19 protein-coding genes are annotated in these 19,350 nt (G+C 65.9%); 7 read left to right on the plus strand and 12 right to left on the minus strand.

The features are described from left to right. Positions 1-9: 9 nt before the first annotated feature. A complete protein-coding gene (locus tag ACX80M_RS17165; RefSeq protein ID WP_459310032.1) occupies positions 10-855 on the plus strand; it encodes an alpha/beta fold hydrolase in 846 nt (281 codons plus the stop codon). Positions 856-920: 65 nt separating this feature from the next. Here ACX80M_RS17165 and ACX80M_RS17170 read toward each other — a convergent pair whose 3' ends face one another. The 4 genes from ACX80M_RS17170 to ACX80M_RS17185 all read right to left on the minus strand — a co-directional run bounded on the left by ACX80M_RS17170 (position 921) and on the right by ACX80M_RS17185 (position 4,771). Next, complete coding sequence (locus ACX80M_RS17170; RefSeq protein ID WP_252609722.1) at positions 921-2,108, minus strand: fatty acid desaturase family protein; 1,188 nt, start codon at positions 2,106-2,108, stop codon at positions 921-923. A gap of 13 nt (positions 2,109-2,121) precedes the next feature. After that, on the minus strand, positions 2,122-3,219 hold the full coding sequence (locus ACX80M_RS17175) for a ferredoxin reductase (protein ID WP_252609720.1): 1,098 nt from the start codon (positions 3,217-3,219) through the stop codon (positions 2,122-2,124). A 211-nt stretch (positions 3,220-3,430) separates the two neighbouring features. Then, a complete protein-coding gene (locus ACX80M_RS17180) occupies positions 3,431-3,634 on the minus strand; it encodes a hypothetical protein (protein WP_252609718.1) in 204 nt (67 codons plus the stop codon). A gap of 120 nt (positions 3,635-3,754) precedes the next feature. After that, positions 3,755-4,771, minus strand: a complete 1,017-nt coding sequence (locus tag ACX80M_RS17185) for an LLM class flavin-dependent oxidoreductase (RefSeq protein ID WP_252614699.1) — start codon at positions 4,769-4,771, stop codon at positions 3,755-3,757. A gap of 75 nt (positions 4,772-4,846) precedes the next feature. Between ACX80M_RS17185 and ACX80M_RS17190 the strand changes: the two genes are divergently transcribed. The 4 genes from ACX80M_RS17190 to ACX80M_RS17205 all read left to right on the plus strand — a co-directional run bounded on the left by ACX80M_RS17190 (position 4,847) and on the right by ACX80M_RS17205 (position 6,955). Beyond that, entirely contained in the window at positions 4,847-5,185 is a 339-nt protein-coding gene (locus ACX80M_RS17190; RefSeq protein WP_252600348.1) for a YnfA family protein, read from the plus strand. A 103-nt stretch (positions 5,186-5,288) separates the two neighbouring features. Beyond that, positions 5,289-6,182, plus strand: coding sequence for a hypothetical protein (locus ACX80M_RS17195; protein ID WP_459310033.1), 894 nt, complete (start codon positions 5,289-5,291; stop codon positions 6,180-6,182). Positions 6,183-6,258: 76 nt separating this feature from the next. Further along, the gene (locus ACX80M_RS17200; RefSeq protein WP_459310037.1) at positions 6,259-6,609 is read left to right on the plus strand and encodes a YidH family protein; all 351 of its coding nucleotides are present in this window, start codon (positions 6,259-6,261) and stop codon (positions 6,607-6,609) included. A 4-nt stretch (positions 6,610-6,613) separates the two neighbouring features. Continuing rightward, a complete protein-coding gene (locus tag ACX80M_RS17205) occupies positions 6,614-6,955 on the plus strand; it encodes a DUF202 domain-containing protein (protein WP_252609711.1) in 342 nt (113 codons plus the stop codon). Here the strand turns inward: ACX80M_RS17205 and ACX80M_RS17210 are convergent. The 7 genes from ACX80M_RS17210 to ACX80M_RS17240 are packed head-to-tail and all read right to left on the minus strand — an operon-like array spanning position 6,952 to position 16,231. Then, a complete protein-coding gene (locus tag ACX80M_RS17210) occupies positions 6,952-8,178 on the minus strand; it encodes an MFS transporter (protein ID WP_252600261.1) in 1,227 nt (408 codons plus the stop codon). The two genes, ACX80M_RS17205 and ACX80M_RS17210, sit on opposite strands and share 4 nt — an antisense overlap. A 16-nt stretch (positions 8,179-8,194) precedes the next feature. Continuing rightward, complete coding sequence (narI, locus tag ACX80M_RS17215) at positions 8,195-8,995, minus strand: respiratory nitrate reductase subunit gamma (protein ID WP_252600260.1); 801 nt, start codon at positions 8,993-8,995, stop codon at positions 8,195-8,197. 2 nt (positions 8,996-8,997) lie between these two features. Continuing rightward, positions 8,998-9,618 carry a nitrate reductase molybdenum cofactor assembly chaperone gene (gene narJ, locus ACX80M_RS17220; protein ID WP_252600259.1) on the minus strand — a complete coding sequence of 207 codons (621 nt, stop codon included), beginning with the start codon at positions 9,616-9,618 and terminating at the stop codon, positions 8,998-9,000. After that, positions 9,615-11,327: a nitrate reductase subunit beta gene (gene narH / locus ACX80M_RS17225; protein ID WP_252600258.1), complete on the minus strand. Its 1,713-nt coding sequence runs from the start codon at positions 11,325-11,327 to the stop codon at positions 9,615-9,617. The genes narJ and narH overlap by 4 nt, the downstream gene beginning before the upstream one ends. Continuing rightward, positions 11,327-15,034 carry a nitrate reductase subunit alpha gene (locus ACX80M_RS17230; RefSeq protein ID WP_459310034.1) on the minus strand — a complete coding sequence of 1,236 codons (3,708 nt, stop codon included), beginning with the start codon at positions 15,032-15,034 and terminating at the stop codon, positions 11,327-11,329. Before ACX80M_RS17230 ends, narH begins: the two co-directional genes overlap by 1 nt. A 57-nt stretch (positions 15,035-15,091) precedes the next feature. Further along, positions 15,092-15,490, minus strand: a complete 399-nt coding sequence (locus ACX80M_RS17235) for a DUF3592 domain-containing protein (protein WP_252600256.1) — start codon at positions 15,488-15,490, stop codon at positions 15,092-15,094. Between the two features lie 54 nt (positions 15,491-15,544). Next, complete coding sequence (locus tag ACX80M_RS17240; RefSeq protein WP_252600255.1) at positions 15,545-16,231, minus strand: DUF2848 domain-containing protein; 687 nt, start codon at positions 16,229-16,231, stop codon at positions 15,545-15,547. Positions 16,232-16,381: 150 nt separating this feature from the next. Here ACX80M_RS17240 and ACX80M_RS17245 point away from each other — a divergent pair, with 150 nt between their 5' ends. Beyond that, positions 16,382-17,773 carry an MFS transporter gene (locus tag ACX80M_RS17245; RefSeq protein ID WP_252614704.1) on the plus strand — a complete coding sequence of 464 codons (1,392 nt, stop codon included), beginning with the start codon at positions 16,382-16,384 and terminating at the stop codon, positions 17,771-17,773. Between the two features lie 25 nt (positions 17,774-17,798). Here ACX80M_RS17245 and ACX80M_RS17250 read toward each other — a convergent pair whose 3' ends face one another. Then, on the minus strand, positions 17,799-18,455 hold the full coding sequence (locus tag ACX80M_RS17250) for a GntR family transcriptional regulator (RefSeq protein WP_459310035.1): 657 nt from the start codon (positions 18,453-18,455) through the stop codon (positions 17,799-17,801). Between the two features lie 32 nt (positions 18,456-18,487). Between ACX80M_RS17250 and ACX80M_RS17255 the strand changes: the two genes are divergently transcribed. Next, positions 18,488-19,282, plus strand: a complete 795-nt coding sequence (locus ACX80M_RS17255; RefSeq protein ID WP_252600252.1) for a carbon-nitrogen hydrolase family protein — start codon at positions 18,488-18,490, stop codon at positions 19,280-19,282. Positions 19,283-19,350 lie beyond the last annotated feature (68 nt).

Consider the following 19,350-nt stretch of genomic DNA (forward strand, 5'->3'; position numbering starts at 1 on the left):
ACCTCCGAGATGGCATTCGTCACCGTTGGAACCGAGAACAGCACCGATATCGAGCTCTACTACGAAGACCACGGGAGCGGCCAGCCCGTTGTCCTGATCCACGGCTACCCGCTGGACGGATCCTCCTGGGAAAAGCAGACCACCGCCCTCCTGGAGGCCGGCTACCGCGTGATCACCTACGACCGCCGCGGCTTCGGCAAGTCCAGCAAGACCACCAGCGGCTACGACTACGACACGTTCGCCGCCGACCTCAAAGCCCTCCTGGAATCGCTGGACGTCAACAAGGCCGTGCTGGTGGGCTTCTCCATGGGTACCGGCGAGGTTGCCCGTTACTTGAGCACGTATGGCTCGGTCCGGGTGGCCCGCGCAGTGTTCCTCGGATCGCTGGAACCGTTCGTCCTGAAAACCGAAGACAACCCGGAAGGCGTACCGCAGGACGTTTTTGACGGGCTCACCGAAGCCGTCACCGCGGACCGGTACGCGTTCTTCACGGAATTCTTCAAGAACTTCTACAACTCGGACACGTTCCTGGGCACGCCGCGGCTCAGCCAGGAAGTCCTGGACGCCAGCTGGAAAATCGCCGCAGGAGCCGGCGCCACCGCATCAGTCGCCGCGCAGCCCACCTGGCTGACCGACTTCCGCGCCGACATCCCCCGGATCGATGTCCCCGCGCTGATTGTCCACGGCACCGAGGACAACATCCTCCCCATCGACGTCACCGGCCGCCGGTTCGCCAAGGCCCTGCCGTCGGCGGAGTATGTGGAGATCGACGGCGCCCCGCACGGGCTGCTGTGGACGCATGCCGCGGAAGTCAACGAAGCCCTGCTCGCCTTCCTGAAGAAGCAGACCGGATAACAAAAAAGAATGGAAGGGCCAGGCGATTTCGCCTGGCCCTTCCACTCTCAAAAGGCTTAGTCAGCTCAAGCCCTGGCGGCCTTGCCCGGCAGCGCCAGCTTGAAGACCTTCGCCCAGGACGATCCCACCTGCTTCAGCAGCGGACCTGTGGTGTACTTCAGGCCGTAACGCTGGCAGATCTCGCGGACCCGCGGAGCAACCTCGGCGTACCGGTTGGACGGCAGGTCCGGGAAGAGGTGGTGCTCGATCTGGTGCGACAGGTTCCCGGTCATCAGGTGCATGAACTTGGAACCGGAGATGTTGGCGGAGCCGATCATCTGGCGGACGTACCAGTCACCGCGGGTTTCGCCTTCCACCATTTCCTCGGTGAAGGTGTCAGTGCCTTCCGGGAAGTGGCCGCAGAAGATCACGGCGTGTGCCCACACGTTGCGGACGGCGTTGGCGGTCAGGGTGCCGTAGAGCGCCTGCTTGCCGGAACCGGTCAGCATGGCGACCGCCGGAGTGGCGGCGTAGTCCTTGGTGAACTGGGTGACTACCTTGCGGCCCAGGGCCTTGAGGTCCTTGACGAGCGCTTCCTTGGACTTCTTGCCTGCCTGGTACTCAGCAAGCTCAAGGTCGTAGATGGCGATGCCCCATTCGAAGAGCGGGGAAAGGATGGCGTTGTATAGCGGGTTGCCCAGGTTGTGGGGCTGCCACGGCTGGCTCTCGTCCATGCGCAGGAGGTTGTACCCGACGTCGTTGTCCTTGCCGACGACGTTGGTCCAGCGGTGGTGGAGGTCGTTGTGCGTGTGCTGCCAGGCGCGCGACGGGGTGACGAAGTCCCACTCCCAGGTGGTGGAGTGGATGTCAGGATCCCGCATCCAGTCCCACTGCCCGTGCAGGATGTTGTGGCCGAGTTCCATGTTTTCCAGGATCTTGGCGAAGCTCAGCAGCGTGGTGCCGGTGACCCAGGCTGCCTTGTTCTTGCTGACCAGCAGTGCCGCGCGGCCGGAGATCTCCAGCCCGCGCTGGATCTTGATCATGCGGCGGATGTAGGCGGCGTCGGAGGCGCCGCGCTTGGCCAGGATTTCGTCGCGGATCGCGTCGAGTTCGCGGCCCAGCTCAGCTACCTGTTCGTCGGTAAGGTGCGCTGCGGCAGGTGGACGCACCAGGGGGCTGCCGGACTCGGCCAGCGCTCCGGGGCGCGTCTTTGCCGCCCCGGTGGGGGCGGTGCTGCTTGCGGAATCTTTCTTGCTTTCTGAAACTACTGACATGCGGTATTGCTCCTCAGAGTTCGAGGTTGACGGGTCCGGCGGCTGCCGAGACACACGTTTGGATTAGTTGGCCGGGTTCGCCGTGGATCTCGTTGGTGCGAAGGTCACGGACCTGTCCGGCCAGGAGCGGAGTCAGGCAACTGTGGCAGATTCCCATCCGGCAGCCGCTGGGCATCAACACCCCGGCGTCCTCGCCGACGTCGAGCAGCGGGGTGTCGCCGTCGGCGTCAACTTCCCGGTCCGACGCCTCAAAGGTGACCAGGCCGCCGTCGTGCCCTACACCCCCGGCGAAGGTGGTGTTGAACCGCTCAATCATGAGGTTGCCGGGATCGCCGGCGAGCGCAACATCGGTGCCGGGGGCGCCAGCGGTGAGGGACGCCTGCTTCCAGAGGGCCTCGGCGTCGTCGAGGAAACTGTCCGGACCGCAGGCGTAGGCGGCCCTTTCCTTCCAGTCCGGGCAGATCTCATCGAGCTCGGCCGTGTTGGTCAGGTCCATCCGGCCCTGTTCGCCGGTGTACCAGTGGGCCAGCCGGAAGTTGGGGAACTGGTCAGCCAGCTCGGCGAGTTCCTCGCGGAAGAGGCTGTCGCCGGGCGTGCGGGCGGAGTGCACCAGGACGACGTCGGCATCCGGGCGGCGGGGAACAAGGGTGCGGATCATGGACATCACCGGAGTGATGCCGCTGCCGGCGGTGACCATCAGGAGCGGCCTGGGATGCTCGGGCAGGACGAAGTCGCCCTGCGGGGGTGCCAGGAAAAGGACGTCGCCCGGTTTAGTGGTCCGGACCAGGGTTCCGGAAACAGCGCCGACGTCGGTGACGGTGATGGCGGGGTCCTTGCCTGCGGGGGCGCTCAGGGAGTAGGAGCGCCAGTGGCGGACGCCGTCCAGCTCAACGCCGATGCGCGCCCACTGGCCGGCCAGGTGCGAATGCCAGCCGCGGCCGGGACGGAAGAAGATGGTGGCCGACTGCGCCGTTTCCTGGACAACACGGGTCACCACTCCTCGCAGCTGGCGCGCGGAGAAGACAGGGTTGAAGAGCGCCAGAATGTCTTCCGGCGCCAATGGTGTGGTCAGTACGGAAGCCGCCTGTGCCAGCTGACGTAGCCGGATCATGCAGTAAAACCTAAAGCGGCGCGAGCCATATTTCTCTCTCCTGACCGTTCCGCAGTCACGCAGTCATAATGGGGCGCTTAGCCCCCAAAGCCCGCTACAAGCCTAACGGCTGTGGCTAATGGATGGTTCCTTGAGCAATATTAGTAAGGATGCTGACTAATTTCCACTGCAGGTCACGGGAATGGGCCGGACCGATGGCGGGGGACGGTTGTCAGCGGCTGTCCCGGTCTTCGAATTCCTCGTCCAGGTCCAGGTGCCTGAACTCCGTCTCCGGGTTCGGTTCGCCCTCGGCCACGTACTCATAGTCCAGTTGCCGCTGCACCTGGCTGTCCAGAACCTGCAGCTCCCGGTCCGGGATGCTGGAAAGATCATCCGGGAACTCGTCTTCCGGTGTCAGGTGTAGTTTTTCGGACATGGTGAGCCTCTCTAGGCCGTGAGGAATAACCGGGCCTCAATGGCCCGCACCTTCTCAGGATATTCCCTTCCGGGCGAATCACCCAGCGGAATCGGCTCCGGATCAGGAACGGGCCGGGGTTCAGCCGACGGCGGGCGCAATGTACCGGGCGATGTTTCCCAGCATTTTGGCATTGAAGTCAACGCCCAGCTGGTTGGGCACTGTCACCAGCAGCGTGTCCGCGGCCTGGACCGCGGCGTCCGCCGCCAACTGTTCGGCCAGGACATCCGGAGCGCCCGCATAGGTCTTGCCAAAGCGTGCCATAAAGCCGTCAATGACGCCCACCTGATCCCGGCTGTCCCGCAGCGCGCTGCCCGCAAAATATCTGCTGTCCTCGTCGTCCACGATTGGCAGGATGCTCCGGCTGACAGAGACCCGTGGCTGGTGGCTGTGTCCTGCCGCGGCCCAGGCCTCCCGGAAGAGTTGGATTTGCTCCGCCTGCAGCTGGTCGAAGGGGACCCCGGTGTCCTCGGTGAGCAGGGTGGAGCTCATCAGGTTCATGCCCAGGCCGGCGGCCCACACGGCGGTGTTGCGGCTTCCGGCGCCCCACCAGATCCGCTCTGTGAGGCCCGGCGACTGCGGCTGGACCGGCAACAGGCCAATGGCTCCGCCGGCGTAGCGCGGGTCCGCCTCGGCCACGCCGGCGCCGCTGATGGCGTGCCGGAACTGGGCTGTGTGCCGGCGGGCCATGTCTGCGGCGGTCTCCCCTTCGGCCGGTTGGTGGCCGAAGGCGGCGGCCCCGTTCCGGGCGGGCTCGGGTGAACCACGGCTGATACCCAGTTGCAGCCTGCCGCCGCTGATCAGATCCGTGGCCGCGGCTTCCTCGGCCAGGTACAGCGGATTTTCGTACCGCATGTCGATCACGCCGGTGCCGATCTCTATCCGGCTGGTCCGGGCGGCGATGGCTGCCAGCAGAGGGAAGGGGGAGGCCTGCTGACGGGCGAAGTGGTGCACGCGGAAGAAGGCGCCGTCGATTCCGAGTTCCTCGGCCGCCACGGCCAGCTCAATGCCCTGGCGCAGGGCCTCGCCGGCGGTTCTGGTGCGGGAGCCCTGGCCGGGGCCCCAGTGGCCGAAAGAGAGGAATCCGAGGCGTTGCATGTATGGCCCAACCTCCCCGCGGCCGGCCGCATTCCCGGCTGGCATGATGAGCCTGTGAGTATTCCTGCTGAAACCGTGGCGATCGCCAAAACCACTGTGCTGTTCGTCCTGGCCGCCGTTGCCGAGATCGGCGGCGCGTGGCTCGTGTGGCAGTCAGTCCGCGAGGGCAAGGACTGGTGGTGGGCAGGGCTGGGTGTGATTGCCCTGGGCCTCTACGGTTTTGTGGCCACCCTGCAGCCGGATGCCCATTTCGGCCGGATCCTTGCCGCTTACGGCGGAGTGTTTGTGGCCGGGTCGCTGGCGTGGGGAATGATCTTCGACGGTTTCCGGCCGGACCGGTGGGACATCGCAGGCTCCGTCATCTGCCTGGTCGGCGTGGCTGTCATCATGTTTGCCCCGCGAAACGCGGGCTGACCCTGGGGACGTGACAGCGTTCGGAAACGCCCAGCGGAGGTAGCCCGTACCCGCGGTTGGGAGCACAATTGATCCATCCTTTGGATGTGGATGGTGATCAGCGATGGCCACAATAATTGTGGTGGGGTCCGCCCTTTTTCTGCTCCTTGGCCTGCTGGTGGTGGTGCTGTGGGGAGGCCGCAGCATCCGTGAGCCATCCGCCTCACGACGCCACCCCTCCACGGGCACCGGCGGGCAAGAGTTCCGGACTGACGTGAAACTGAGCGCGCTGCGCCGGTTCTTCTGGTGGGCCAACGTCGTGTCCTTTTCCGCACTGGTCTCGGCGTTGCTTGCCGCCTGGCCCGGCGGGCGGCTGGTCATGCGCATTTTGGCGGACACATCCCCCGCTTCCGCACAGGGCCGGCTAACGGAGGCCCAGGCATTCGTGGGAATTCCCAGCGTTGGGGGGACCATGGCCCTGCTGTTCTTCGGTGGCCTGCCGGCCGGCTTCCTTGCCGCGATCCTGTTCCCCCTCGTGCGCCGCTGGCTTCCACGCGGACGTCTCGCCGGACCGCTGTTCGGTTTGCTCCTCCTCGTGTGGGTAGGGTCCTTGATGGATTTCCTGCGCGCGGACAACATCGATTTCAACATCGTTGGACCCGGCTGGCTGTCGGTGGCACTGTATGCCGGACTTGCCCTCCTTCACGGCGCCGTCGTCGCTGCGGCGGCGGGTTGGTGGAGTGAGCGCCTTCCGCTGTGGGGCCCCGAAGCGGCTAAATTCTATGTTCCGTTGCTCGCTGGTGCCATCTTGTTTCCACCGTTCGCAGTCCTCGTCGTCATTGGGACCCTCCTCTTGTTCCTCTGGCTGAGCGTCATTCCGGTTTCCTGGCTGAGATCCGCGCGGCCCCGCCGGACAGTGCCGGCTTGGGTGGGTGCCGGGGCGATAGTGCTGATCAGTGCCGCCGCGCTTCCTGTTTTCATCAGCGCCGTGGTTTCCATCTCGTCCAGGACCGGCTGACGCCAACGGCTAAACTGGCCCCGTGCCCAGCAACCAGACGCCGCCCAACGACCCCGTGCCGCCGTCGCGCGGAAAGATGGCCGAACGGCTGCTGCCCGGCGGCACCGAGCCGGACCCGCGCTTTACGCTGGCCAATGAACGAACCTTCCTCGCTCGGATCCGCACGGCGCTGGCGCTTCTGGCCGGCGGCATCGCCATCGAGGCCTTCACCTCGGACCTGTTCCTGGAACCGGTCCGAAAGAGCCTGGCGGTACTGCTCCTGCTCCTGGGCATGCTGCTGAGCGCCGGCGCCGCAGGGCGCTGGATCCGCGTCGAACGGAGCATGCGCAACAAAACTCCACTCCCGCTGCCGCTCATTGTGCCGCTGCTGGCCGGCGCAGGGGCGCTGGCTGCCGCCGTCGTCCTCGTCTTTATCCTCTGGCGTTAGCCAGGTGGTCCGCACCAGGCTTCCGGACCCCGGGCCGCACGGGGATCCCGGGCTCCAGCCCGAGCGGACCACGCTGGCGTGGGGCCGGACCATGATGGCGCTGGTGACGGTCAGCGCCATCTTCCTGCGCTGGCTGCCCCACCACGGCTTCCCCATCCTGCTGCTTTTCGCCGTATCCGCGGCCGCAGCGGCGGCCATCTACCTGACTCAGCGCCGGCGGTACGGCGCCAGCGCGCGGGGAATTTCGCGCGAAAGGGTCGACGCCGATACGTCCGCGGTGCTCTGGACCGCCTTTGCGGGTGTTGCGCTGGGCGCGCTCGGCATCGGCGTGGTGCTGGCGGGTTAGGCCTCCACCATGTGCGCCATCTTTGAGGGCCCCCGCATGACCAGGGCGGTAAAGCACAAAGCCGCCAGGGCGGTGGCAATCAGCAGAAGCAGGCCGATCGAATAGCTGTGGGTCGCGGCGTCGTAGGTTGCGCCCATCACGAGCGGAGGGAAGTAGCCGCCCAGTCCGCCGGCCGCACTGACTACTCCGCTGATGCTGCCGACTTTGCCCGGAGGGGCGAGTACCCCCACCCAGGCGAACACTCCTCCGGCCCCGAATCCCAACGCCGCGGCCATGGCGACGAACGTCAGTCCGGCGGGGACTTCGCCGTCGGGCTGCAGGTTTACCACCCAGGCAAGCACCGCCACCCCTGCCAGGGAGACGAGCACCACTGGCTTGGAGCCGAATTTGTCAGCTAGAACGCCGCCCAGCGGCCGCGCCAATACTGCCGCCAGCGCGAAACCTGCGGTGCGTGCACCGGCGCCGCTCGGATCGAAACTGTAGACATCGCGCAGGTAGGTCGGAAGGTACGTGGCAAAGGACACGAACCCGCCGAAAACGACGGCGTAGAGGAAGCACATCTTCCACGTGACAGGGGTTTTTACAGCATCCATGAGCTTGGGAATCACCGGGGCGTTGCTGCGCGTCCAGCCCGGGGATTCCTTCATCAGGAACCAGACCAGGGCCGCCATGACTGCCAGGACCGCGGCGATCAGCAGGTGTGTGGGGAAGTACCCGATTCCGGCAGCCAGCCGTGGGTTCAGAAACGCCGCCAGCGCCGTGCCGCCCATGCCGGCGCCAAAGACGCCGGTGGCGAAGCCACGGCGGTGCGGCTCATACCACGCGCTGACAAAGGGGATTCCGACGGCGAACACGGTCCCGGCAACACCCAGCAGCAGCCCCGCACCCAGCACCAAGGCGAACGAACTGAGCAGACCGCCTACAGAAACGAGCAGGATCGGCAGGATGGAGGCCAGCAGCACGAAAGTGAACATGGCACGGCCCCCGTGCTTGTCCGTGAGGGCGCCGGCGGCGATCCGTCCCAACGAGCCGACGAACACGGGCATGGCCACGAGCACTCCGGTGGCTGCCGGATTGAGGTGGAGGTTTTGCGTGTAGAACGAGCCCAACGTGGCGACGGAGTTCCAGGCCCAGAAGCACACCACCGAGGCTGAGGTGGCGAGCACGAGGTTGAGTGTCCGGCCAGCGGGGGCGGACGTGGGAAGCGGCACTGATCCGGCCACGGTTTCCTCCTTCAGCTCATCGGTTGCGGGTATCTCTGTCCTTGGTTCCCACCGGCGACCAGCCTCTCCGCACCGGGGTGCTGGAAGTCCTGTCCTTGTCCCGGGAGCGGTAGACGATGTAGGGCCGGAAGAGGTAGTGCAGCGGCGCCGTAAACGCGTGTACGAGCCGGGTGAACGGCCAAATGACGAACAAGGCCATGCCTACCAGGGTGTGCAGATGGAAGGAGAACGGCGCTGCCGCCATGGCCCCGATGTCCGGCTGGAAGACAAAAAGGGAACGGAACCACGGAGCCACCGTTTCGCGGTAGTTGTGCCCGCGCTCGCCCTCAAAGACACTGGCCAAGGTTGTCCAGAGTCCGAAGACGATGGCAGCCGTCAGCACGACGTACATCGTCTTGTCATTTTTCGTGGTGGCCATAAAAACCGGCCCCGTGGTGCGGCGGCGGTAAATCAGCAGGAGGATCCCGCCCAGCGTTCCGAGCCCTGCGATGCCGCCCACCAGCAGGGCGTTGAAATGGTAGAACTCCTGGCTCATCCCCACCGCCTGCGTCCAGGCCATAGGGATGACAAGTCCGAAAAAGTGCCCGGCGATCACGGCCAGCAGGCCGAAGTGGAAAAGCGGCGACGCAATGCGCAGCAGCCGGGATTCGTAGAGCTGGGAGGACCTCGTGGTCCAGCCGAACTGGTCGTATTTGTACCGCCAGATGAGGCCGCCCACCAGCACCACCACCATGACGTACGGCAAGACACCCCACAGCACAATGTCCAGGGCGGAGAGTTCGACGGCGGAGCCTGGCTCGGTTTCGAATGTCAGCATAGTCAGGCCCCCTTCACGGGCAGCAGCCGCGGATCGTAGGGGTCCAGGCCCACGGCTTCGGTGGGCGGACCGTAGCCGGCCATCCGCATGACGGCCTGCTCGTCGGCGGGGGATTTCCCGGGCAGGGTGGCGCAGATGGCCTGGAGGATGCATGCATGCGGGAGTTCGTCCCGCAGCAGGCCAAAGCGGAGCATCTCGAGGCTCGCACGGTACCGGATCAGCAGGTCACGCCCCGCCGCTAAGTCCACCAGGGCCGCGTATTCCAGGACCATCGGCAGGTAGTCAGGCAGTTCTCCGTGGGTGTCAACCAGGATGTCGCTTTGACGGTAGGCCTGTTTGAAGGCGCCGAGGACTTCGCCGCGGCGCCGGGTATCCCCGTCAGTCCAGTAGGACAAGTGGAGGGCATGGCGCCGGCCGAGGTCGAATTCGCGAACATAGTGGGCCTGGATCTCCATGGGCGGCGTGGATTCCAGCCGGTCCAGGACTTCTGCGAAATCCGCCACGGCCCCGGGAAATTCGGCCAGCGCGGCGCGCATCAGCGAGACCCGGCCGATGAGTTCCTCGTCCGGGTAGGACAAGCACCAAGCTGCCGCGAGGTAGAGGACCTGAAGACGTCGGGTCACGGCTGCTCCCCCGATGCCGGGGTCCCGGCCGCGCCGCCGGTTGCCCCGGGAAGCGGAGGCTTCTCCGGGAACAGCCCCGAAGGGGCGCCGGTACCGTCCCAGTTGAGCAGGTTTACCCGGCCGCGCAGAGTGGTTTCGCCGGGCGCGGAGCCGGAGGTCTGCCGGTCCCGGAGTGCGTTGAAAGTCTCCACCGCCACCGGGACGGGCCTTCCGCTGGCCTCACCGAACGGTGAGGAGTCCTGCATGCCCGGGCCGCCGTCGAAATCAAGTGAACAGCCCATCTCCTCAAGGTCATGAGCCTGTTCAACGTGCGCCTTCGGGATCACGTAGCGTTCCTCATACTTGGCGATCGCCATCAGCCGGTACATCTCGTACATGGTTTGGCTGTCCATGCCCACAGCCTCCGGGATGGAGTCGTCGGGGTCGTTGCCCATGCTGATGCCGCGCATGAAGGAGCGCATGGCCGCGAGCTTCTTCAGCACCGCTGTGACCCGGTCCGCGTCCCCGGCGGTGAAAAGTTCCGCGAGGTACTCCACCGGGATCCGCAGCGCGTCGATGGCGCCGAACAAATTGCCGTGATCCTCGCCGTCGTGCCCCTGGTCCCGCAGCAGGTCCACCACCGGCGAAAGCGGCGGCACGTACCAGACCATGGGCATGGTCCGGTATTCGGGGTGCAGCGGCAGGGCCACCTTGTAGACCTTGGCGAGGGCGTAAACCGGGGACCGCCGCGCGGCGTCGATCCAGTCTTCCGGGATGTTCCGGGCGCGGGCTTCGGCCTGGACGGCGGGGTCGTTCGGGTCCAGCAGCACGTCCATCTGGGCGTCGTAGAGCTCCTGGGGGTCAATGACGGACGCCGCAGCGGTGACGGCATCGGCGTCGTACAGGAACAACCCCAGATACCGCAGCCTCCCCACGCAGGTCTCCGAGCAGACCGTCGGCAGCCCCACCTCCACCCGTGGGTAGCAGAAGGTGCACTTTTCGGCTTTGCCCGTCTTGTGGTTGAAGTAGATCTTCTTGTAGGGGCACCCTGTGACGCACTGGCGCCAGCCGCGGCACTTGTCCTGGTCCACCAGGACAATCCCGTCCTCCACCCGTTTGTAGATGGCGCCGGAGGGGCAGGAGGCCATGCAGGACGGGTTCAGGCAATGCTCGCAGATCCGCGGGAGATAGAACATGAAGGTCTGCTCGTACGCGAACTTGATCTTGTCCTCGGACTCGCGGCGGACCTTTTCCACGATCGGGTCCAGGTGGCCGTATTCGGTGGAGCCGCCCAGGTCATCGTCCCAGTTCGCGGACCAGGTGATTTTGGTGTCCTCGCCGGTGATCAGGGACTTCGGCCGGGCCACCGGGAAGTCGTCGCCCAGCGGCGCGTCCACAAGGGTCTTGTAGTCGTAGGTCCACGGCTCGTAATAGTCCTTGAGCTCGGGCTGGACCGGGCTGGCGAAGATTCCCAGGAGCTTCTTCACCCGGCCGCCGGCCTTGAGCACCAGCTTGCCGCGCTTGTTCAGCTCCCAGCCGCCCTGCCATTTCTCCTGGTCCTCGTAGCGGCGCGGGTACCCCTGCCCGGGGCGCGTTTCGACATTGTTGAACCAGACGTATTCGGTGCCCGCGCGGTTGGTCCAGGCCTGTTTGCAGGTCACGGAACAGGTGTGGCAGCCGATGCATTTGTCCAGGTTCATGACCATGCCCATTTGAGCCATAACACGCATCAGTACTGCACCTCCTGTGAACGACGGCGGACGGTGGCAACCATGTCGCGCTGGTTTCCGGTGGGGCCAAGGTAGTTGAACGCGTAGGCCAGCTGGGCGTAGCCGCCGATCAGGTGCGAGGGTTTGACCAGGAGCCGGGTTACGGAGTTGTGGATGCCGCCGCGCCGGCCCGTCGCCTCAGACTTCGGCACATCGATGGTGCGTTCCTGCGCGTGGTGGACGTAGACCACCCCGGCGGGCATCCGGTGGCTGACGATCGCCCGGGCCACGAGGACGCCGTTGATATTCACGCACTCCACCCAGTCGTTGTCCTTGACCTGGATGGCGGCTGCGTCGGAGGGGCTCATCCAGACCGTGGGCCCGCCGCGGGACAGCGAGAGCATCAGCAGGTTGTCCTGGTATTCGGAATGGATGGACCACTTGGAGTGCGGTGTCAGGTACCGGACCACCACCTCCATGGCCCCGTCCTGGCCGAGCTTCGGCTCACCGAAGAGGCGGTGCATGTCCAGCGGTGGCCGGTAGATCGGCAAGGCCTCGCCGATATCGATCATCCAGTCGTGGTCCAGGAAGAAGTGCATCCGCCCGGTCAGGGTGTGCCAGGGCTTGAGCCGCTCGACGTTGATGGTGAACGGGGCGTAGCGGCGGCCGCCCGTTTCGGAACCGGACCATTCCGGCGAGGTGATCACCGGTACGGGACCGGCCTGGGTCTGGGCGAAGGTGATGAACTTTTCTTCGGAGCCCTCCGCGAGGTCTGCGAGTTTCCGGCCGGTGCGGATTTCCAGGTCCTTGAAGCCCTGCACGGACAGCGCGCCGTTGGTGGTGCCGGAGAAGGCCAGGATGGCCTCGGCCATTTTCGCATCGGTGTCGATCGCGGGCCGGCCGTCCGCGGCGCCGCCCAGCATCACACCGTTGGAGCGGCTGAGCCTCTCCAACGGGCCGGCGAGTGTGTAGGTGACGTTCTTGACCGTGAAGCCCAGTTTGTCGGCGAGCGGCCCGACGGCGGCGAGCTTGTCCGCGATGGCGGTGTAGTCCCGCTCGACCACGGAAAAGATGGGCATGTTCTGACCGGGAACCGCTGGGATGGCCGTGTCCCGCCAGTCCCGGACGATCCCGCCGGGCTGGGCGAGCTGGCCGGGGGTGTCGTGCTGCAGCGGCACGCTGACCAGGTCCCGGCGGACGCCCAGGTGGGTTTTCGCCAGGCGGGAGAACTCCTGGGCGAGCAGGTGGAAAGTGTCGAAATCCGTCTTGGTTTCCCAGGGCGGATCGATCGCGGGGCTGAAGGCGTGCACGAACGGGTGCATGTCGGTGGAGGACAGGTCGTGCTTCTCATACCAGGTGGCGGCCGGGAACACGACGTCGGACAGCAGTGTCGTGGAGGTCATCCGGAAGTCCGCGGAGACCAGCAGGTCCAGCTTTCCTTCCGGCGCCTGCTCATGCCATTTCACGTCCTTGGGCTTAAGCCCTTCGGCGTGGTCTTTCAGGACATTGTTGTGGGTTCCCAGCAGGTTGCGGAGGAAGTACTCATTGCCCTTGGCGGAGGAGCCGAACAGGTTGGAGCGCCACAGCACGAGGGTCCGCGGCCAGTTCTCCGGAGCATCCACGTCCTCGATCGCCGGGTTCAGGGTGCGGTTCTTCAGCGCGTCCGCGATGTAGCCGGGAGTGTCCTTCGCGGTGCCGGCGGCGACGGCGGCCTCCGCCTCGTCCGCAAGGTCCAGCGGGTTCCGGTCGAACTGAGGATAGAACGGCATCCAACCGAGCCGCGCGGACTGGGCCAGCGCGTCCGCGGTGTGCATCCCGTCCAGGGCTCCGGTGGAGAGCGGTGACTTCAGGGCGTCCGCGGAGTAGCCGTCCTGGCGCCACTGGTCCGTGTGCATGTACCAGTAGCCGGTACCGATCATGGTCCGCGGCGGCCGGGACCAGTCCAGCGCGTTCGCCAGCGACACCCAGCCGGTGGCCGGCCGGGTCTTTTCCTGGCCCACGTAGTGCGCCCAGCCGCCGCCGTTGCGGCCCATGCAGCCGGTCAGCATCACGAGGGCCAGGACAGCCCGGTAGGTCGTGTCGCCGTGGAACCACTGGCAGATCCCGGCGCCCATGATGATCATGGAGCGGCCCTTGGACTGCTCGGCGTTCCGGGCAAACTCGCGGGCCACCCGGATGCAGGCCTGCGCCGGGACGGACGTGATCTCCTCCTGCCAGGCCGGGGTGTAGGGCGTCGAGGCGTCCTCGTAGCCGGCTGCCCAGTCCCCCGGGAGCCCTTCGCGGCCGACGCCGTACTGGGCCAGCATGAGGTCGAACACGGTGGTGACCAGCTGGCCCTCGACCTCAAGGACCGGCACTCCGCGCCTCAGGACGCTGCCGGCGCCGCCGGCGTCCTCGAAGCACGGCAGCAGGATCTCCGCGCTTTCCCCGGAGACCTCGCGCAGCGACAGTGCGGGCTCGATCCCCTTGAGGTCCAGGTTCCATTTGCCCTCGCCGCTGCCCGAGTAGCGGAAGCCCATCGAGCCGTTGGGCACGGCAGGGAGGCCGGTCTTCTTGTCGAACAGTACAGTGCGGAACGCCGCGTCCTCGGCCCCGGACTCCAGTGTGAGGTCCTTGGCGGTGAGGAATTTCGACGGCGTGAGGGAGCCGTCGTCGCGCCTTTCCAGCCGGACCAGGAAGGGCAGGTCGGTGTACTGGCGGACGTAGTCGGAAAAGAATGGCACGTCACGGTCGATGAAGAATTCCTTGAGCATGACATGACCCATTGCCATCGCCAGTGCGGCGTCCGTTCCGGCCTGGGCGGGGAGCCATTCGTCGGCGAACTTGGTGTTGTCCGCGTAGTCCGGGCTGACCGTCACCACCTTGGTGCCGCGGTAGCGCACTTCGGCCATCCAATGCGCGTCCGGGGTCCGGGTCACGGGAACGTTGGAGCCCCACATCATGAGGTAGCCCGCGTCCCACCAGTCGCCGGATTCCGGGACGTCGGTCTGGTCTCCGAAGACCTGCGGGCTGGCCACGGGAAGGTCTGCGTACCAGTCGTAGAAGGACGTCATCACCCCGCCGATCAGCTGGATGAAGCGGGTCCCGACCGCGTGCGAGACCATCGACATCGCGGGGATCGGCGAGAAGCCTGCGCAACGGTCCGGGCCGTAGGTCTTGATCGTGTTCACGTGGGCAGCGGCCGCGATCTCGACGGCTTCCTGCCAGGAGACACGGACCAGGCCGCCCTTGCCGCGGGCCTGCTGGTAGCGGCGCCGCCGATCCGGGTCACCGGCGATCTCGGCGAAGGCCAGCACCGGGTCGCCCAGCCGGGCCTTGGCCTCGCGGTACATCTCCACCAGCACGCCGCGGGCGTACGGGAAACGGACCCGGGTCGGTGAGTAGGTGTACCAGGAAAATGCCGCCCCGCGCGGGCAGCCCCTGGGCTCGTATTCCGGACTGTCCGGGCCCACCGAAGGGTAGTCGGTCTGCTGGGATTCCCAGGTGATGATGCCGTCCTTGACGTACACCTTCCAGGAACATGAACCCGTGCAGTTCACCCCGTGCGTCGAGCGGACCACTTTGTCATGGCTCCAGCGGTCGCGGTAGAAAATATCGCCCTTGCGGCCGCCCTCCCGGAACACCGCCCTGCCATCGTCGGTCTGGTCCCATTTCGTGAAAAAACGGCCCAGCTTCAACATTGCGTCTGATGCGGGTCCATCTAACCCCGCATGGGGTCCGGCAGCCATGGGGAACACGGTATGGGATCGCCACCCATAGCGCCAGAGTCTTAACGCCCCTTCGGTTCAGAACATCGGCAGGAAAAAGCCCGCGATGAGTGCCACGGCACCGATCCCGGTGAGCACGCGGCCAAGTACGACGGCGGTCCGCCCCACCGCTTCGGGCGCTGCGGTCTGCCACTGCGTGGGGCGCTTCGGGTGGTAGTAGATCGGCAGCGTGTCGCCCACGGCCAGGTCCTTGATGTCGTGGGGTGACATCGGGGCGTGGTGGACCTGGTACTTGCGGTCAAACCAGCGGAAGCCCGTTCCGGTAGCGTCCGCGTAGACCACCGCTTCCGCAACGGTCCAGGGGTGCACAAACCGCCGAAGGATGCCCGAGTAGAAAAGCAGGGCAAGCCCCGGCGGAAGGCACAGCCAGGTCATCATTTCCAGGATGGGACCTGCCATTTCAAGCGCAGTGGGCATAGCAATGATGCTACCGGGAGTTTGCGCCCCCCAGCGTGCCCCTGCCCGGCGGAATCAGCCGATGGGCTCGGCCATCTGCTCCACCACGTACTGGGCATCCACGGTGGATCCTGTCGTGGGGTCTGTCATCTCCACTTTCCAGCTGCGGGCAAACTGGTTCACCCCGCTGGTCATGGCCACCGTGCCGGAAATGAGGACCGTCCCCGGCTCATTCAGGCCGCGCGCGGTCAACACCTCCAGCCAGTAGTCCGGGGGCAGCAGGGCTTCCAGCGAGCTGTCTTGGATCAGCGTGTCCGCGGTATCACCCTGCCCCACCCAGCCCTTCAGCGTGATCTGGTCCAGGTGGTCGCGCACGTCCTCCAGCCGCCACGCCTTGCGGCCCAGGACGTCCGGGCTGGCATTCTTGCTCCAGGCCACCCCATGGACCTCAAGCTCGCGGTCCGTGTGGTCGCACGCGACCGTCAGCAGCACGCCGTCGTCCGTGATGACCAGCGCCCATTCGGCTTCCCCGGAGGTCCGGGCATGCTGCACGCGGACTTCGGAAACCTGCTGCGCCAGGTACGGCGAGATCGGGTAGAGCGCCGGCGTGGTGGCGGGGCCCGGAACGCCAAGCTCGGCCAGTTCGGCAATGTGGGCCTGCACTTCCTCCAGCTCCCGCCCTGCATAACCGGCGTTCAGGAGGTGCTTGACCTGGACTGTCCGGGTGCTGCCGTCGGGAAGTTCGAAGCTCAGAGTCGTCATGTTCTGTCCATCCTTTGCGTGTCCTGCTGGAGAAATTTACAAACTGGAAACCGGAAACGGTGGCCAATGTACATCCAGTATGCGTAATGTATACATTTAACGCCAGCGTGACAGGCGTCACCCGTAAACATCTCGTGGAGGACAACACCCATGGCTAACGTCCCAGTTCCGGCTTCCGGCGCAGCGCCGCGTCCGGACAAGCCGATTCACCCCAAGGGCCTGTACAAGGCCTTCGCTGCCAGCCTCACCGGCACCGCCCTCGAGTGGTATGACTTCGCCGTCTACTCGGCGGCGGCCGCCGTCGTATTTCCCCTCGTGTTCTTCCCTTCATCCGATCCCCTGACGGGCACCATCCTGGCCTTCTCCACCTATGCCGTGGGCTACGTGTCCCGGCCTGTTGGTGGCATCATCTTCGGCCGCCTGGGTGACCGGATCGGACGCAAGAAGGTGCTGGTGACCACCCTGATGATCATCGGCGTGGCCACGGTGCTGATCGGTGTGCTTCCCGGTTACGACAGCATCGGCCTCAGCGCGCCGATCATCCTGGTGCTGCTGCGGTTCGCCCAGGGCGTGGGAGTCGGCGGCGAATGGGGCGGCGCCGTGCTGCTCTCCAGCGAATACGGCGACCCCCACCGGCGCGGCTTCTGGGCGTCTGCAGCCCAGGTGGGCCCGCCCGCCGGCAACCTTATGGCCAACGGCGCCCTGGCTGTCCTGACCCTCGCCCTGACCGAGGAACAGTTCATCGGTTTCGGCTGGCGCATCGCGTTCCTGGTCTCGGCCGTGCTGGTCGGCTTCGGCCTCTGGATCCGCCTGAAACTGGAAGACACCCCCATCTTCAAGGCCATCGAGGCCCACGGCGAACAGCCCAACGCCCCTGTCCGCGAGGTCTTCAGCACGGAACTCCGGCCCCTCATTGCCGCCACGCTGTGCCGGGTGGGCCCGGACGTGCTCTACGCCCTGTTCACCGTTTTCACCCTCACCTACGGCATCCAGACACTCGGCTACGAACGCAGCCAGGTGCTCACGGCAGTCCTGATCGGCTCCGCGTTCCAGCTCTTTATGATCCCGCTGGCCGGCGCTGTGTCCGACCGCTTCAACCGACGCATGGTCTACGGCACCGCGGCTGTGGTGGGCGCCGTGTGGACGTTCGTCTTCTTCGGCGTCCTGGGCGCCGACAACGAGCCGATGCTCATTGCCGGCATTGTGCTGGGCCTCATGGCGCACTCGTTTATGTACGGCCCGCAGGCTGCCTTCATCGTGGAGCAGTTCTCACCGAGGCTCCGGTCCACGGGCAGCTCCCTGGCCTACACCTTCGCCGGTGTGATCGGCGGCGCCATCGCCCCGCTGATGTTCACATTGCTGCTGGCGCAGTTCGGCACCTGGATTCCGGTGGCCATCTACGTGGCAGTCGCTGCAGGCGTCACCGCCGTGGGACTGGCACTCGGCCGCGATTCCAACACCGTGGAGGACGAGGACTACCGCCTGCTGCTGGAAGGTTCCGCGGCAGCGCGGCAGCATTCCACCACCGGCCAAGGCAACTGACAATCCCAGCCAACAAGGGCGGCGCTTAGGTGCGGAGCAGGATATCCCGGGTGACAGCAAGGTGATGGTCAATGGCCTCCTGCGCCTTCACGGCGTCGCCGGACACCAGGGCATCGAGGATGTCCTGGTGTTCGGCGCACACCTGTCCGCGCCGGTCTCCGGTGCGGAACAAGGCCGAAACGCCCACCAGGATTTGCCGGACATGGAGCTTGCTGTACGTTCGGGAGATGAGCTCATTGCCGGCGGCGTCGATCAGAAGCTGATGGAAGAGGGTGTCCAGCCGGATGAACTCCTGCGCAGCCTCCGCATTCAGCTGCTCGGGAAGCTGGGCCTGCAGGTCCAGGGTGTCCTGCATCGTTTTCGCAGGAACGCGGTTCTGTTCGATTACCAGGCGGGCGGCATGGCTTTCCAGCACACCCCGGAGTTCCATCAGTTCCGACATTTCGCGGCCAGTCACCGGCGGAACATAGGCTCCGCGCTGCGGAATCAGTTCCACCAGGCCGTCGGAGACGAGCAGCAGGAGCGCCTCCCGGACCGGAGTTCGCGAGACGCCGATCTCGGCGGCCAGCTCCTGCTCGTTCAGGAACTTCCCCTGCACCTCCGGGTCAACCAGGATGTTTTCGCGCAGGTACGCGTACGCCTTCTCGCGGCCGGACGCCGCCGACCCCGAACTTTTTCGCATACATTATGTATACAACAGATTGGAGTAATTTCATGCGTTTAGCAGTGGCCCAAATCATCACCGGAGCCGATCTGGCCGCCAACCTGGAGCTCATCCGAGACTACGCCACGCGGGCCAAAGCCGCCGGAGCGGAGCTCGTGGTGTTCCCGGAAGCCGCCATGCGCGCCTTCGGCAACAGCCTGAAGGACATTGCCGAGCCGCTGGACGGGCCGTGGGCCACCGCCGTCCGCAGCATTGCCCAAGAGCTGGACATCACGGTGGTGGCTGGTATGTTCACGCCGGGCGACGGCGGCCGCGTGCGGAACACCCTGCTGGTCACCGGCCCCGGCGTCGAGACCTCCTACGACAAAATCCACCTCTTTGATGCATTCGGATTCGCCGAGTCCGATACCGTGGACGCCGGAACAACCCCCGTGACCTTCGAAGTGGACGGCACCACGTTCGGCCTGGCCACCTGCTACGACGTGCGGTTCCCGGCACTGTTTACGGCCAATGCCAAAGCCGGCGCCCAGGTCAACATCGTCTGCGCCTCGTGGGGTGCCGGCGAGGGCAAGGCTGAACAGTGGGACCTCCTGGTCCGCGCCCGCGCGCTGGACAGCACCACCTTCGTGGTGGCCTGTGGACAGGGCGACCCGGCAAGCGTCGGCATCGCCTCCGCCGGCAAGGCTCCCACCGGCGTCGGCCACAGCGCCGTCATCTCTCCCCTGGGTGCTGCCCTGGTGGCCCTCGGCGGCGAACCGGAACTCGCCGTCGTCGACATTGACCCGGCCGTCATTGCCGAGGTCCGCGGCCAACTGCCCGTCCTGGTCAACGCCCGGACCTTCTGACCCGGGGGGGGCCAGCCCCGCGGATTCTCCCCGCGGGGGCTGGCCGCCACGGCGGTGAGCCGCCGTTC

It is taken from the genome of Pseudarthrobacter sp. MDT1-22, from assembly GCF_054511035.1.

Coding starts and splice junctions, on each gene's coding strand:
- ACX80M_RS17165 (WP_459310032.1), top strand. CDS start 10: ATGGCATTCGTCACCGTTGGAACCGAGAACAGCACCGATATCGAGCTC.
- ACX80M_RS17170 (WP_252609722.1), bottom strand. CDS start 2,108: ATGTCAGTAGTTTCAGAAAGCAAGAAAGATTCCGCAAGCAGCACCGCC.
- ACX80M_RS17175 (WP_252609720.1), bottom strand. CDS start 3,219: ATGATCCGGCTACGTCAGCTGGCACAGGCGGCTTCCGTACTGACCACA.
- ACX80M_RS17180 (WP_252609718.1), bottom strand. CDS start 3,634: ATGTCCGAAAAACTACACCTGACACCGGAAGACGAGTTCCCGGATGAT.
- ACX80M_RS17185 (WP_252614699.1), bottom strand. CDS start 4,771: ATGCAACGCCTCGGATTCCTCTCTTTCGGCCACTGGGGCCCCGGCCAG.
- ACX80M_RS17195 (WP_459310033.1), top strand. CDS start 5,289: ATGGCCACAATAATTGTGGTGGGGTCCGCCCTTTTTCTGCTCCTTGGC.
- ACX80M_RS17200 (WP_459310037.1), top strand. CDS start 6,259: ATGGCCGAACGGCTGCTGCCCGGCGGCACCGAGCCGGACCCGCGCTTT.
- narI (WP_252600260.1), bottom strand. CDS start 8,995: ATGCTGACATTCGAAACCGAGCCAGGCTCCGCCGTCGAACTCTCCGCC.
- narH (WP_252600258.1), bottom strand. CDS start 11,327: ATGCGTGTTATGGCTCAAATGGGCATGGTCATGAACCTGGACAAATGC.
- ACX80M_RS17230 (WP_459310034.1), bottom strand. CDS start 15,034: ATGGCTGCCGGACCCCATGCGGGGTTAGATGGACCCGCATCAGACGCA.
- ACX80M_RS17235 (WP_252600256.1), bottom strand. CDS start 15,490: ATGCCCACTGCGCTTGAAATGGCAGGTCCCATCCTGGAAATGATGACC.
- ACX80M_RS17240 (WP_252600255.1), bottom strand. CDS start 16,231: ATGACGACTCTGAGCTTCGAACTTCCCGACGGCAGCACCCGGACAGTC.
- ACX80M_RS17245 (WP_252614704.1), top strand. CDS start 16,382: ATGGCTAACGTCCCAGTTCCGGCTTCCGGCGCAGCGCCGCGTCCGGAC.
- ACX80M_RS17250 (WP_459310035.1), bottom strand. CDS start 18,455: ATGCGAAAAAGTTCGGGGTCGGCGGCGTCCGGCCGCGAGAAGGCGTAC.
- ACX80M_RS17255 (WP_252600252.1), top strand. CDS start 18,488: ATGCGTTTAGCAGTGGCCCAAATCATCACCGGAGCCGATCTGGCCGCC.